Consider the following 13,898-nt stretch of genomic DNA (forward strand, 5'->3'; position numbering starts at 1 on the left):
ATGTCGCCGCGAGCGGTTCCAGCCGGGAAAAGGGGGGGCCGGGGGGCCCGATGGCCTCCCGGCGGGGTCCAGGGGCAGCGCCCCTGGCCGCCGGAGGCCTCCACCGCAAGGGAGAATGAAATGGCTAACTTTTTTAGCGGCAGCGACATCGTCGGCACGGCCATCGAGATCGAGCGCCGGGGCCGCAACGTCTATTCCAAGGCGGCGGCCGCCGCCACCAACCCGGACGTCAAGAACTTCCTGCAGTTCTTTGCCGGCGAGGAAGCCCGCCACCAGGCTATTTTCGAGGCCATGGCCGGCCGCATCGGCAAGATCGAGATCCCGGCCGGCAGCGACGAAGCGGAATACATGGACTACGTCCAGGCCCTGCTCGATTCCCATGCCCTTTTCTGCGGCGGGGCTCCGGAAAAGGACCTGGCCAACGCGGCCGACCCCATCGAGGCCATCGAGCTGGCCAGCCGGTTCGAAAAGGACACCATCCTCTACTTTCGCGAGATGATGGACCTTCTGCCGCAAAACGAGTCCGATATCGTCAAGCAGTGCCTGAACGAGGAGCGCGGGCACCTGCGCCAGCTGCGCGCCATGCTGGTGAAACTGCGCAACCAGGCCTAAACGCACGATCAACCCGGCGGGCCAAAGCCTCTCGGCCAGGGCCCGCCGTCATGCCTTTCCGCCCGCCCGTCCGCTTCGGACGCGGATCGGGAAAGGACGCGGGGCAAGGGGGACGGCCATGTACCATGATGATTTCGGCTTTGACGCCATGACCCTGGAAAGCCCCTTGGTTCCCGAAGCCAAGGCCGGTCCCGCCGATGCCTTGGAGCAGGGATTCGCCGGCCGCATGGCCGGGCTCATTCTCTCCTCCGACCTTTTTTCCGCCCGCAATCCCGGCCCCAGGCCCTGGATCGACGGCCTGGCCCTTTCCACCTGCTGGCCGGGAGCCGTGATCCGCTATTCCGGGGAACGCCTCGACCAGGACGACCTGGACGCCTTTCTCGGCTGCGTGCTGCTGGCCTTCCGGGATACCGGCCGGGCCGGCGCGGCCCGGTTCCATCTGCGCGAACTGACGCGCTGCATCTGGCCCCGGGGCAGGCGCTTCGCCACGCGGCGGCTGGAACGGTCGCTGTGGCGACTGGCCAGCGCCCGCATCGAAATCGAGGAAGAGCAAGGCCATGTCCTCATGCAGGCGAAGCTGCTCAACACCCTGCTTTGCGACCGCGCCGCCGGCATTTGCGCCGTGGACGTGAGTCCCCGCGTCATGGAAGCCTTTCAAGCCGCGCCGGTCGTGGAGCGGCTGCTGGCCAGCCGTTCCCCGTTCGGAGCCGGCCGCTTCCACCGCTGGCTGGCCGGCCTGCTTTCCCAGGGCCCGGCCACATCGCGCCTGGACCTGGCCGCCCTGCGCCGGTTGTCGGGGCTGACGCGCCAGCCCATGCCGGCCTTTCGCGTGCGGGCCATCACCGCGTTGCAGGATTTCCTGGATATGGGCCTTATCGCCGCCATCGAACCGGCCGGGCCCGACAGGCTCGTGGCCATGCGTCCTATCGCCCGTGGGGAGGAAGCGGCCTGCCTGTTGCTTTCTTGACGGGATTATCCCATGGACGGCATCATGTCCTCACAGGCCAAGACGTCCTCCGGTTCCGCCGCCCCCGAGGCGCACAAGCTGCCGCAGCACGTCTTGCGTCTTTCCCCGGGACCGCTTCGGACCATGCCTTTCCGCCGCCTGACCCTCGACGTGGCCAGAGATGGCCGTGAATCCTTCATGACGCCCTCGAGACTGCGGTCGTGCCAGGCCGCGCCCGACCCGGGCCGCCCGGACGACGGCATGGCCCACCCGCCGACGCTGGAAGACCTCATCGGCATCGAGCACAGCAAGCTCGGCTTTTACCAGGAACTGCGCCAGAAAGTGCAGGAACTCCAGGAAGCCCATGAGGAATCGGAAGTGCGCCGCCAGGAGATCGCGGCCATCCTCGACGGCATCACCGACATCATGATGGTGCTGTCCAAGGACCTGCGCATCATCTCCGTCAACCACGTCTTCCACGAACTTTTCAACATCCCCCGGCCCGAGGGGCAGCACTGCTACCGCATCTTCCGCGAGGGCGAACACCCCTGTCCCGAGTGTCCGGCCCACCGGTCCTTCAAGTCCAACGCCGTGTGCCGCTGCATGGGGACCTTCAAGATCGGGGGGGTGCCCCGCCGCTTCGAAATGGTGGCCTCGCCCATTCACAACCCCGACAGCCCGGAGTCCCGCATCCTCATCTTCAAACGCGACGTCACCCTGGAGACGGAATACCAGTCCAAGTATTACCAGGCCGAAAAGATGGCCACCATCGGCATGCTGGCCGCGGGCGTGGCCCACGAGATCAACAACCCGCTCACCGCCGTCTACGGCCTGGCCGAGGGCATCCGCCGCCGGCTGCCCGCCATCCAGGAGCGCGTAAGCGAGGCCCTTTACGCCGACGTGGCCGAATACACCGAAACCATCCTCATGGAATGCCGGCGCTGCCGCGACATCGTGCGTTCCATGCTGTCCTTCTCCCGGCCCCACACCCTGGCTTTTTCGCCGGTGTGCCTAAACGAGGTCGTGACGGACACCTTGAACATTCTGCGCGGCCACCTGGAGGCGTGCGGCAAGCAGGGCCTGCGCCTGACCGTCAATCTCTTCGATCCCCTGCCCACCGTGCCCGGCGACGAGGCGCAGCTCAAGCAGGTGCTTTTAAACATCCTCGTCAACTCCATGGACGCCATTGCCGGCGAAGGCGAAATCACCATCACCACGCATCCGGAAAACGACAACACCGTCAATTTGTCCGTGGAGGATACCGGCTGCGGCATCCCGCCGGAGAACATGGACAAGCTCTTCAACCCCTTTTTCACCACCAAGCCCGTGGGCAAGGGCATTGGCATCGGCCTTGCCGCCTGCTACGGCATCGTGCGCGAACACCACGGCTTTATCGAAGTGGCCAGCGAAGTGGGCCTCGGCACCCACGTCACGGTGAAACTCCCTTTGGACAGCGGCCAACCCAGTGAATAATCCCTACGGTCTTCTCGTCGTGGACGACGAACCTTCCATCGGCAAGCTCCTGCTCAAGGAGTTTACCACCCCGGCCCGCACGGTGCATGTCGCGGCCAGCGCCCGCGAGGCCCGGGAGCTCATGGCCAAGCACGAATTCGAAGTGGCCGTGCTCGACATCCGCCTGCCCGACATCAACGGCATCGACCTGATGGTCGAGCTCAAAAACCGCCAGGAAGACCTGGAGTGCATCCTCGTCACCGGCCACGGCGCCATCGACACGGCCGTCGAGGCCATGAAGCTCGGGGCGTTCGACTACGTGACCAAGCCGTTCAACCTGGCCGAACTCGAACTGCTCATCGAGCGGGCCTACCAGCGCACATTCCTGCGCCGGGAGAACAGGCGGCTGCGGCATTTCCAGGGCGAGACCCCGCCGGTCAAGCTGGTGGGCAATTCGTCGCCCATGAAGCAGGTCCGCTACCTGATCGAAAAGGTGGCCCCGACCGAGGTGCCGGTGCTCATCACCGGCGAATCCGGCGCCGGCAAGGAAGTGGCGGCCCAGCTCATCCAGTCCCTGTCCAAACGGGCGGACAAGCCTTTTTTCATCAAAAACTGCGCCACGCTGCAAAAGGAGCTGGCCCGAAGCGAACTGTTCGGACACCTGCGCGGCTCGTTTACCGGGGCGGTGGAGAACAGCGAGGGCTTCATGGCCTTCGCCAACAAGGGCACGCTGTTTCTCGACGAAATCGGCGAGCTGCCTATCGAGGTCCAGGCGGCGCTGTTGCGCGTGCTGGAAAACAAGACCTACCGCCGGGTGGGCGAAAAGGAAGAGCGCCGGGCGGACATCCGGCTGCTCTTCGCCACCAACCGCGAACTGGTCAAGGAAGTGGCCGAAGGACGCTTCCACGAGGCGCTTTTCCACCGCATCAACGTGTTCAACATCGAGATGCCGGCGCTTCGGGAACGCCGCGAGGACATCCCGCTTCTGGTGGAGTTCTTCCTGTCGCGCCTGACCGCCGGACAGGCCCCGTTCCGCATTTCCGACCGGGCCATGAAGTGCCTGACCGAGTACGACTGGCCGGGCAACGTGCGCGAACTGCGAAACGTCATGGAGCGCTCCATCATCCTGTCCGAAAACAACCTCATCACCGAGCACGCCCTGCCCCGCGAGTTCCTGGAGCCGGACCGGACCGAAGAGGACATTTTGACCCTCGAGGCCAAGGAGAAGGAGCACATCGCCAAGGTGCTCAACTTCTACGACAACAACCGATCCCTGGCCGCCGAGGCGCTCGGCATCTGCCGCAAGACGCTCTACCGCAAGATCCGGCAATACAACCTGTTCTAGGGGCGCGCCGCCGACACCCGGCGGCGCGCGTTTCCTGCCGGTTCCCTTCCCTGCCCATTGGTGGTAACGCTTCGCGCGGGCAGCAGTTTTCCTGCCGCTTGAGGGATTACAGCCAACCGCCGGGACGCCCATGCAAAGCTCCGAAGTCGCCGCCTACTGGGAAGCCAACGCCAGGCAGTGGACGCGCCAAAGCCGGGCCGGGCTCGACGTGTACCGGGACGCGCTCAACACGCCGGCTTTCCTGGCCATGCTCCCGCCCGTCGCCGGCCGCAGCGGGCTGGACATCGGCTGCGGCGAAGGCACCAACACCCGCCGGCTCGCCAGGCTCGGGGCGAGGATGCGCGCCATCGACATCGCGCCGACCTTCGTGCGCCATGCCCGCAATGCCGAGGCGGCAGAGCCCCTCGACATCGACGTTCTGCTCGGCAATGCCCTATCCCTGCCCTTTGCCGATGCCTCCTTCGATTTCGCCACCGCGTTCATGTCGCTGATGGACATGCCGGACCATGAACGCGCCCTCGACGAAGCCTGGCGGGTGCTGCGCCCGGGCGGCTTCCTCCAATTCTCCATCCTGCACCCCTGCTTCGCGCCGCCGTATCGCAAGGTGCTGCGCGAGCCTGACCAGTCGGTGCGGGCCATCGAGGTCGGGCGCTATTTCGAGACCGAAGGCGCCCGTCTCGACACATGGTGGTTCTCCAGCCTGCCGCGCGAACGGCGAAGCGAAGTCCCGCCCTTCCAGGTGCCCTACTTCCACCGCACCATAAGCGATTGGCTCAACGCGATCCGCCGGGCCGGTTTCCTGATCGAGGAGCTTGGCGAACCGTGCGCCACGGCAGCGCTCGCCGCCGCCGTCCCCCTGGTGGCCGACACCCGGGTCGCCCCGCTTTTCCTGCATATCCGCGCCGGCAAACCGGCCGCCCCCGTCCGTACGCCAGCCTAGCCCCCGCCCCTGTCAGGGCATCTTGCGACACGTCCGCCGTCTCGCCCGTCCCCGCGGGGCGCGGGCGCCTTTCGCCCGTCCGACATCCTCCCTCCGGAATCCTGTTACTGCTTAAATTAGCATATAAAGAAACCGCCCGCATCTGTTATGTTTTCAATAATATAATAGGCTTGACGCAATGAATCTTCGTCCGTATGTTGCCTTTTGACTCATCAATACCCTCAAACTGGATCAAAATTACTTTTTCTCAATTTAAGCAATAAAATTAATGTGTTTGCTTAGAAACAAGGAGGCCTGTCGCGCCGGGGCCAGTGTCAGCGTGTCACACTGGCAGATGACATCGCGTGACAGTTTCGCCCAACTCCCTCTAATCCTGTATTTTCGCGCCCCGAATGGTTGGCCTGCTTCTTGCTGCCAGATTGGAACCTATGTCGCGCCAATCCATTTATGCAAGCAACACCGGGGCCCAAAATCCCCTTTCCCAGCAATGCGAATCCGCTGGACAACGGCTTGCGCGCGACGTCATCGCGGCTCACGCGACCCTGGCCGCACCAAATGTCGCGCCGGCCCCTTCCCGGACCGCAGCAACAATGGTCGCGAATCCCGCCGCCTCATGGCGACAAGAATCACGCTTCACAAAAAAGCGTGACACAAGGCTCCTAACCGCCATTCGCCGCAATACAACAAGGCCGGCCACCGCCCGAATCGGCCGCGTCTGACCCGGGAGAACAATTCATGCGCAGCATTCCCGTCGAAATGGCCCAGGGCATGGTCCTTTGCCACGACATCACCCGCATCGTGCCCGGTGAAGGCAAGGGCCCGGCCTTCCGCAAAGGCCACATCATCGCCCCCGAGGACATCCCGGTCCTTTTGCGCCTGGGCAAGGAACACATTTACGTCTGGGATCTGGCCGAGGGGCTGGTCCACGAGGACGACGCGGCCGGCCGCATCGCCCGGGCCATCGCCGGCGAGGGCATCACCTTCACCCAACCCTGCGAGGGCCGCATCAACCTGCTGGCCGACCGGCGGGGGCTGCTCAAGATCAACGTGGACGCGCTTAGGCGGTGCAATTCCATCGACGAGGTGACCATCGCCACCATGCACGGCGATGCCGTGGTTTCCGAGGGGCAGATGCTGGCCGGCACCCGGGTGGTGCCGCTGGTCGTGGCCGCCGAGAAGCTCGACGCGGTGGAGAAGGTCACGGCCGAGACCGGCCCGCTGGTCATGGTGCGGCCGTTTAGGCCCCTTCGCGTGGGCGTGGTCACCACCGGCGGCGAGGTCTACCACGGCCGCATCAAGGACAAGTTCGGACCGGTTTTGCGCCGCAAGTTCGACGACCTCGGCTGCTCGGTCATCCGGCAGGTCATCGTGCCCGACGACAGGGACATGACCGTGCGCGCCATCCGCCAGCTCCTGGCCGACGGCGCGGAGATGATCGCGGTCACGGGCGGCATGTCCGTCGACCCCGACGACCTGTCCCCGTCGTCGATCCGGGCCGCCGGCGGCCAAGTCGTCACCTACGGCTCGCCCACCTTTCCCGGAGCGATGTTCATGCTGGCCTACATCGGCGACGTGCCCGTGGTGGGGTTGCCCGGGTGCGTCATGTACCACAAGGCCAGCATTTTCGATCTGGCGGTACCGCGGCTGGTGGCCGGCGAAAAGCTGACCAAGGCCGATATCGTGGAATTTGGCCATGGGGGCCTGTGCGCCATGTGCCCCGAATGCCGCTATCCCCTTTGCGGGTTCGGCAAGAGTTGACGGAAAAAGCGGCCCAAGCCGTCCCTTCCGGCACAACACGCGCAAGCGCGGCATTCGGCCTGTGCGGCACGCGCTCCCGCAGACGGCGTGCGTATTGGCGGAAACGGTAATCCTCTAACCCGAGCACGGAGAAACGCATGGAAATTGCCAAAAAAATGGAAAAGATCTGGGTCGTGAACGGCATTGAGCACAAGCTCATTGTCGATCCCGATGCCTTCCTGTCCGAAGTGCTGCGCGAGCAAATGCATCTGGTCGGCACCAAGGTCGGTTGCGCCAAGGGTCAGTGCGGCGCCTGCTCCGTCATCCTCGACGGCAAGGTCGTGCGCGCCTGCATCACCAAAGCCCGCCGCATCGAGGACTACGCCAACATCACCACCATTGAAGGCCTGGGCACCCCCCAGAACCTGCACCCCCTGCAGGTTGCCTGGGTGGCCAACGGCGCCGCCCAGTGCGGTTTCTGCTCGCCCGGTTTCATCATGTCCGCCAAGGGCCTGCTGGACCAGAATCCCAAGCCCACCCGCGAGGAAGTGCGCGATTGGTTCCAGAAGCACAAGAACGTGTGCCGCTGCACCGGCTACATCCCGCTGGTCGACTCCGTCATGGACGCCGCCAAGGTGCTGCGCGGCGAGATGACCCTCGACATCAACCACAACTTCCCGGCTGACGGCAACATCTTCAACTCCCGCGCCCCGCGTCCCTCCGGCGTGGCCAAGGTCACCGGCCAGTGGGCCTTCGGCGACGACCAGAAGCTCCAGCTGCCCGCCGACACCCTGCACCTGGCCATCGTCGAAGCCCGCGTGTCCCACGCCAACATCAAGGGCATCGACGTTTCCGAGGCCTTGAAGGTCGAAGGCGTCCACAGCGTCATCACCGCCAAGGACATCAAGGGCAAGAACCGCATCACCGGCCTGATCACCTTCCCCACCAACAAGGGTGACGGTTGGGATCGTCCCATCCTGTGCGACGAGAAGGTCTTCCAGTACGGCGACGCCATCGCCCTGGTCGCCGCCACCTCCGAAAAGATCGCCCGCGAGGCCGCCGAGCTGGTCAAGGTCGATCTGGAAGTCCTGCCGGCCTACATGAATGCCCCCGCCGCCATGGCCGAGGACGCCATCGAGATCCACCCCGGCACCCCGAACACCTACTACAAGCAGGGCCTGGTCAAGGGCGACGATCCCGAGCCCTTCTTCAACAGCGCGGACTGCGTGGTTGCCGAGGGCAGCTACTACACCCAGCGCCAGCCGCACCTGCCCATCGAGCCCGACGTCGGCTTCGCCATGTACGACGAGGACGGCATTCTGCGCATTTACTCCAAGTCCATCGGCCTGTACCTGCACCTGTACATGATCGCCCCCGGCCTTGGCGTCGAGCCGGACAAGATCGCGCTCATCCAGCTGCCCACCGGCGGCACCTTCGGCTACAAGTTCAGCCCGACCATGGAAGCCCTCGTCGGCGCCGCCACCATGGCCACCGGCCGTCCCTGCCACCTGCACTACAACTACGCCCAGCAGCAGTACTACACCGGCAAGCGCTCCCCGTTCTGGACCACCGGCAAGGTTGCCGCCGACAAGAAGACCGGCAAGATCAAGGGCACCCAGCACGAGTGGATCGTCGACCACGGTCCCTACTCCGAGTTCGGCGACCTGCTGACCCTGCGCGGCGCCCAGTACTTCATGGCCGGCTACGGCATCCCGAACATGCGCGCCGTTGGTCACTGCGTGTGCACCAACCACGGTTGGGGTTCGGCCTTCCGCGGCTACGGTTCGCCGGAAATCATGTTCCCCTCCGAGGTTCTGCTGGACGAGCTGGCCCTCAAGGGCGGCTGGGATCCGCTGGAACTGCGCTACGTCAACTGCTACCGCCCCGGCGACACCACCCCGACCGGTCAGGTGCCCGATTCCTTCATGTACCCGGAGATGATCGACATCCTCCGTCCGAAGTACAAGGAGGCCCTGGCCAACGCGAAGCGGCATTCCTCTGACACCCTGAAAAAGGGCGTCGGCGTGGCCTTCGGCATCTACGGCGCCGGCCTGGACGGCCCGGACAGCGCCGGTGCCGATGTCGAGCTCAACGCCGACGGCACCATCACCATCTTCAACACCTGGCAGGACCATGGCCAGGGTTCCGACCTCGGCACCCTGTGCTTCGCCCATGAAGCTCTCAGGCCCCTCGGCATCCCGGCCTCCAAGCTGAAGATCGTCCTGAACGACACGAGCAAGTGCCCGAACTCCGGCCCGGCCGGCGGTTCCCGCTCCAACGTGCTCGTCGGCAACGCCATCATCAACGGCTGCAAGCAGCTCGTCGAGGCCATGCGCAAGCCCGACGGCACCTTCCGCACCTACGACGAGATGGTCAAGGACGGCCTCAAGACCAAGTACAACGGCACCTGGACCCAGCCGGCCAACGATTGCGATCCGGACACCGGCCAGGGCAACCCGTTCGCCAACTACATGTACGGCCTGTTCATGGCCGAAGTGACCGTGGACACCACCACCGGCAAGACCCAGGTCGACAAGATGACCCTGGTGGAAGACATCGGCACCCTGACCAACCGTCAGACCGTCGACGGCCAGAACTGGGGCGGCTTGGCCCAGGGCGTCGGCCTGGCGCTGACCGAGGACTTCGAGGACATCAAGAAGCACTCCTCCCTGGCCGGAGCCGGCGTGCCCTACATCAAGGACATCCCGGACGTCATGGAGCTGATCTACGTCGACTCGCCGCGTGAGCACGGTCCGTTCGGCGGTTCCGGCGTCGGCGAAGTGCCGCTGTGCGGACCGCACCCGGCCATCATCAACGCCATCGCCAATGCCACCGGCGGCGCCTTCGTCCGTCACCTTCCGGCCTACCCCGAAAAGGTCCTGGCCGCCATCAAGGAGCTTGGCAAGTAACCTTCGGGGTTTTACACTCCGCTCAAAACGAACGACGGGGCGGGCGCAATGCGTCCGTCCCGTCGTTTCCCACCGGAAGGCCCCATGAATCAACAGGAACTGCGAGACACCGAGTACCGGTGCATTCAGGAAGAACAGCCGACTTGCCAGGCCGCCTGTCCCATCAGCGTGGATGTGCGGGGATTTATGGCCAAAATGGCGGCCGGCGATCTCTCGGGCGCACGCAAGATCCTTGATCGGACCATGCCGCTGCCCGGGGTGCTCGCCCGTCTGTGCGACCACCCGTGCGAGAACGCCTGTCTGCGCGCGACGCTTGGCGGAGCCCTGACCGTAGGCGCTCTGGAGCGGGCCTGCGTCCTGGCCACATCGGCCGGGGCCAAGCCCATGTGCATGCCCTCCAAGGGCAAGACCGTGGCCGCGCTCGGCGGCGACCTCAGCTCCCTGACCCTGGCCTGGGACCTGGCCAAAAAGGGCTTCCGCGTCACCGTTTACGCCGCCGCGGACAAAGCCGGCGGCAAACTCAACGAAATTTCCCCCGACATGCTGCCGTCCGACGTCCTGGCCGAGGCCCTGGACATGCTCGGCCGCATGGGCGTCGCCGTCAAGACCGGCCAGACGTTGGACGCCGCGCGCCTCGAGGCCCTCGCCGCCGAATGCGACGCCGTCTATGTCGAATGCGCCGGCCGCGACCTGTGCGGCATCTCCCGGGCCGACGCCGATGTCGTCACCCTGCAGGGGCCCCGGCCGAACGTCTTTTGCGGCGGTTGGCCGCGCCCCGACGGCTCCCGGTCCATCATTTCCCTGGTCACCGACGGCCGCCGGGCGGCCATGTCCATCGACCGCTTCATCTCCGGCGCCAGCCTGACCACCAGCCGGGAAAAAGAAGGCGTCACCACCACCCGGACCTACACCAACCTCAAGGGTGTGCCCGCCGTGGCCCGCGTCGAACCGGCCGATCCGGTCGCCGGCTTCGCCCCGGAAGACGCCAAGACGGAGGCCGCTCGCTGCATGCAGTGCGACTGCATGGAATGCGTCAAGGTCTGCGAATACCTCAAGCACTACAAGGGCTACCCCAAACTCTACGCCCGACAGATCTACAACAACCTTTCCATTGTCCTCGGCAACCACTACCTCAACCGCATGATCGACTCCTGCACCCTGTGCGGGCTGTGCACCGAGGTCTGTCCCGAGGATTTCTCCATGGCCGAACTGTGCCTCCATTCGCGCCGGGACATGGTCAAACGCGGCAAAATGCCGCCCTCGGCCCACGAGTTCGCCCTGGAGGACATGGCCTTCTCCAACGGCCCGGACTGCGCCCTCGTCCGCACGGAGCCCGGCCAGGACGCCTGCGCCCACCTGTTTTTCCCGGGCTGCCAGCTGGCCGGCGAACCCGACGGCCGCATCCCCGAAGCCTATGCCTTCTTGCGGCAAAAGCTCTCCGGCGGCGTGGGACTGGCGCTTGGCTGCTGCGGCGCTCCGGCGCTTTGGGCCGGACGGGATCCGCTGTTCGAGGAAGTCGTGGTCGCCTTCAAGGCCCAGTGGGAAAAGCTCGGCAAGCCTCGCCTGATCACCGCCTGCTCCTCCTGCCTGAGCGTTTTCCAACAGGCCGCGCCCGAGATCCCGGCCGTCTCGCTGTGGCAGGTCATGGAAAGCGAGACCGGACTGCCCGAAACGGCCGGATTTTCCCCGGCCGCGCCGGTGGCCGTCCACGATTCCTGCACCTCGCGCCATAACGAGCCGCTCCAGCGGGCCGTGCGCGCCCTGCTCGCCAAACGCGGCGTGACCTTCGAGGAATTGCCCCTTTCGGGACGCTATACCGAATGCTGCGGTTTCGGCGGACTGGCCGGCAATGCCCATCCGCAACTGGCCAAGGCCATCACCGAGCGCCGGGCCGCCGCCTCGGACAAGGACTTCCTCGCCACCTGCGCCATGTGCCGCGACCGGCTGTCCCACGTGGGCAAACGGGCCTACCACCTCCTCGACGTCCTCTTTCCCGGCCAGGACGCCGGCGACCCGGCCGCGCGGCCCGATCCCGGTTTTTCCATGCGCCACGAGACCCGGGCCCGCCTGCGCCGCCATATGCTGACCACGGTCTGGAACGAAACCGTCGACGCCAAGGCCCCGATCGGACCGGACTTCGTGGTCAGCCCCGAGGTGCGCGCCCGCATGGAGGCCCGCCATATCCTCGACGACGACGTGAAACGGACCCTGGCCCATGCCGAAACCACCGGCCGCAAATTCCTCGACCGGGAAACCGGCCATTTCCTGGCCAGCTTCACGCCGCACCGCGTCACCTACTGGGTGGAATACGTGATGGAAGGCGATACCGCCCGGGTCTTCACCGCCTACAGCCACCGCATGAACGTGGATAATGTCGGCAAGTAGAAGAGAGGGACGCCTCCGGCGGCCAGGGGGAAACTTTTTGAAAAAAGTTTCCCCCTGGACCCCCATCAAAAACTTTTAAAGGAAATTTGTAGCTCCAACCCATTAACACCGTATGGGGGGTCCGGGGGGCCCTCGGCCCCCCGGTGGGGTGGTCCAGGAGGGGCAACGCCCCTCCTGGCCGCCGGAGGCGCTAGACACGCCATGGCAGAATCGCTTGTTTACATGCCGCAGTCCGGCGACTGGACGTGCGCCGGATGCGGCGGTCCCTTGGAGCCCAAGGAGACCGACGTCACCTACCTTGAGGGCGGCTTCAACATCACGTTGCTCACCTGTCCCAAATGCAAGATGGCGTTGCTCCCGGAGTATGTGGCCGTGGGCAAGATGCTGGAAGTGGAGCAGTTGCTGGAGGACAAGTAGTGCCGGGCTGCGTCGCGCCCTATGAGCGAGAGGATTTCCGCGAAGTCGCCGGCGGGACGCTGCGCCCCGGCGGACTGGCCCTGACGAAACGGGCCCTTGCGGCCTGCCGGTTTTCCCCGGGGGCCAGGGTGCTGGATGTCGGCTGCGGCCCCGGCGCGAGCCTGACCCTTCTTGCCGAGGCGAAGCTGACCGCTTACGGCCTCGACGCCTCCTTCCTTTTCACGCATCAAGCCGGCCGCATCGCCCCCGTGGTTCAGGGACTGGGACAACACCTGCCCTTCCGGGAGAAAAGCCTGGACGGCGCGCTGTGCGAATGCGTGCTCTCGGCTTCGGGCGACGGCCCGGGCTGTCTGGCCGAGATCGCCCGGGTGCTGCGCCCGGGCGGGCTGCTCGTCGCCACCGACCTCTACCTGCGCCAGGGCAATCCCCTTGGCGAGGCCGGCGCGGGTTGCGCCGCCGGAGCCGTCACGCGCGAGGCCCTGGCCGTCATGTTCGGCGCGGCCGGATTCGCCCTGCGCCTCTTCGAGGACCACACCAAACTGCTGACCGAGCTGGCCTGCCGCCTGACCTTCGCCTTGGGCTCGGCGGCAAGCGTCGTTTCCATGCTGACCGGCCGTGATCCGGCCTGTGCCGGCGCCTCGGGGCCACGCCCCAGGTTCGGCTACTGCCTGTGCATCGCCGCCAAGGAGTCGTTATGAACCCCACGCTTATGGAGATCATGCCCCTGGCCGCCAAGAACTATTGTTGCAGCCAGATTCTCGTGCTTTTGGCCCTGCGCGCCCAGGGGGTGGAGAACTGGCCCCTGGTGCGGGCCGCCGCCGGCATCTGCCACGGCATGGAATCGGGACTGACCTGCGGCATCCTGACCGGCGGCTGCCTGACTCTCGGCCTGTATGCCGGCCGGGGACGCGAGGAGGAGCTGCCCCATGAAAAAGCTGAACTCCTCATCACCGAATTCGTGGACTGGTTCCGCGAAAAGGCCACCGACATGTACGGCGACATCACCTGCCAGGCCATTCTGAGCGAAGGCAAGCCCGACGCCAGCCGTTGCGGCGGGCTCATGTCCGAGGCCTGGGACCAGATTATCACCATCCTGTCGGAAGCCGGCATCGATCCGTCCGAACCCAGGGAGTAAAAAAGTGGCCGCGTCTTCCG

11 protein-coding genes are annotated in these 13,898 nt (G+C 65.5%); all 11 read left to right on the forward strand.

All coding sequences use genetic code 11. The features are described 5' to 3' along the window. The first annotated feature begins 120 nt into the window (after positions 1–120). The 11 genes from DESFRDRAFT_RS12550 to DESFRDRAFT_RS12600 all read left to right on the forward strand — a co-directional run bounded on the left by DESFRDRAFT_RS12550 (position 121) and on the right by DESFRDRAFT_RS12600 (position 13,878). A complete protein-coding gene (locus tag DESFRDRAFT_RS12550) occupies positions 121–612 on the forward strand; it encodes a ferritin-like domain-containing protein (protein WP_005994434.1) in 492 nt (163 codons plus the stop codon). Between the two features lie 118 nt (positions 613–730). Further along, positions 731–1,579 carry a hypothetical protein gene (locus DESFRDRAFT_RS12555; RefSeq protein WP_005994435.1) on the forward strand — a complete coding sequence of 283 codons (849 nt, stop codon included), beginning with the start codon at positions 731–733 and terminating at the stop codon, positions 1,577–1,579. A 24-nt stretch (positions 1,580–1,603) separates the two neighbouring features. Beyond that, a complete protein-coding gene (locus tag DESFRDRAFT_RS12560; protein ID WP_081458493.1) occupies positions 1,604–3,031 on the forward strand; it encodes a two-component system sensor histidine kinase NtrB in 1,428 nt (475 codons plus the stop codon). Continuing rightward, positions 3,024–4,355, forward strand: coding sequence for a sigma-54-dependent transcriptional regulator (locus DESFRDRAFT_RS12565; protein ID WP_005994437.1), 1,332 nt, complete (start codon positions 3,024–3,026; stop codon positions 4,353–4,355). Before DESFRDRAFT_RS12560 ends, DESFRDRAFT_RS12565 begins: the two co-directional genes overlap by 8 nt. A gap of 130 nt (positions 4,356–4,485) precedes the next feature. Beyond that, positions 4,486–5,295, forward strand: a complete 810-nt coding sequence (locus DESFRDRAFT_RS12570) for a class I SAM-dependent methyltransferase (protein WP_005994439.1) — start codon at positions 4,486–4,488, stop codon at positions 5,293–5,295. A 735-nt stretch (positions 5,296–6,030) separates the two neighbouring features. Next, entirely contained in the window at positions 6,031–7,053 is a 1,023-nt protein-coding gene (locus DESFRDRAFT_RS12575) for a molybdopterin-binding protein (RefSeq protein WP_005994441.1), read from the forward strand. 137 nt (positions 7,054–7,190) lie between these two features. After that, on the forward strand, positions 7,191–9,941 hold the full coding sequence (locus tag DESFRDRAFT_RS12580; RefSeq protein WP_005994443.1) for a molybdopterin-dependent aldehyde oxidoreductase: 2,751 nt from the start codon (positions 7,191–7,193) through the stop codon (positions 9,939–9,941). A gap of 84 nt (positions 9,942–10,025) precedes the next feature. Continuing rightward, on the forward strand, positions 10,026–12,326 hold the full coding sequence (locus DESFRDRAFT_RS12585; RefSeq protein WP_005994444.1) for a pyridine nucleotide-disulfide oxidoreductase/dicluster-binding protein: 2,301 nt from the start codon (positions 10,026–10,028) through the stop codon (positions 12,324–12,326). A gap of 201 nt (positions 12,327–12,527) precedes the next feature. Next, positions 12,528–12,743 (forward strand): DVU_1557 family redox protein, encoded by a 216-nt coding sequence (locus tag DESFRDRAFT_RS12590; protein ID WP_005994445.1) that lies wholly within the window; start codon positions 12,528–12,530, stop codon positions 12,741–12,743. After that, the gene (gene trsM, locus DESFRDRAFT_RS12595) at positions 12,743–13,441 is read left to right on the forward strand and encodes a DVU_1556 family methyltransferase (protein WP_005994446.1); all 699 of its coding nucleotides are present in this window, start codon (positions 12,743–12,745) and stop codon (positions 13,439–13,441) included. The genes DESFRDRAFT_RS12590 and trsM overlap by 1 nt, the downstream gene beginning before the upstream one ends. Continuing rightward, positions 13,438–13,878, forward strand: a complete 441-nt coding sequence (locus DESFRDRAFT_RS12600) for a DVU_1555 family C-GCAxxG-C-C protein (protein WP_005994447.1) — start codon at positions 13,438–13,440, stop codon at positions 13,876–13,878. The genes trsM and DESFRDRAFT_RS12600 overlap by 4 nt, the downstream gene beginning before the upstream one ends. Positions 13,879–13,898 lie beyond the last annotated feature (20 nt).

It is taken from the genome of Solidesulfovibrio fructosivorans JJ] (genome assembly GCF_000179555.1).
GTDB lineage: Bacteria > Desulfobacterota > Desulfovibrionia > Desulfovibrionales > Desulfovibrionaceae > Solidesulfovibrio > Solidesulfovibrio fructosivorans.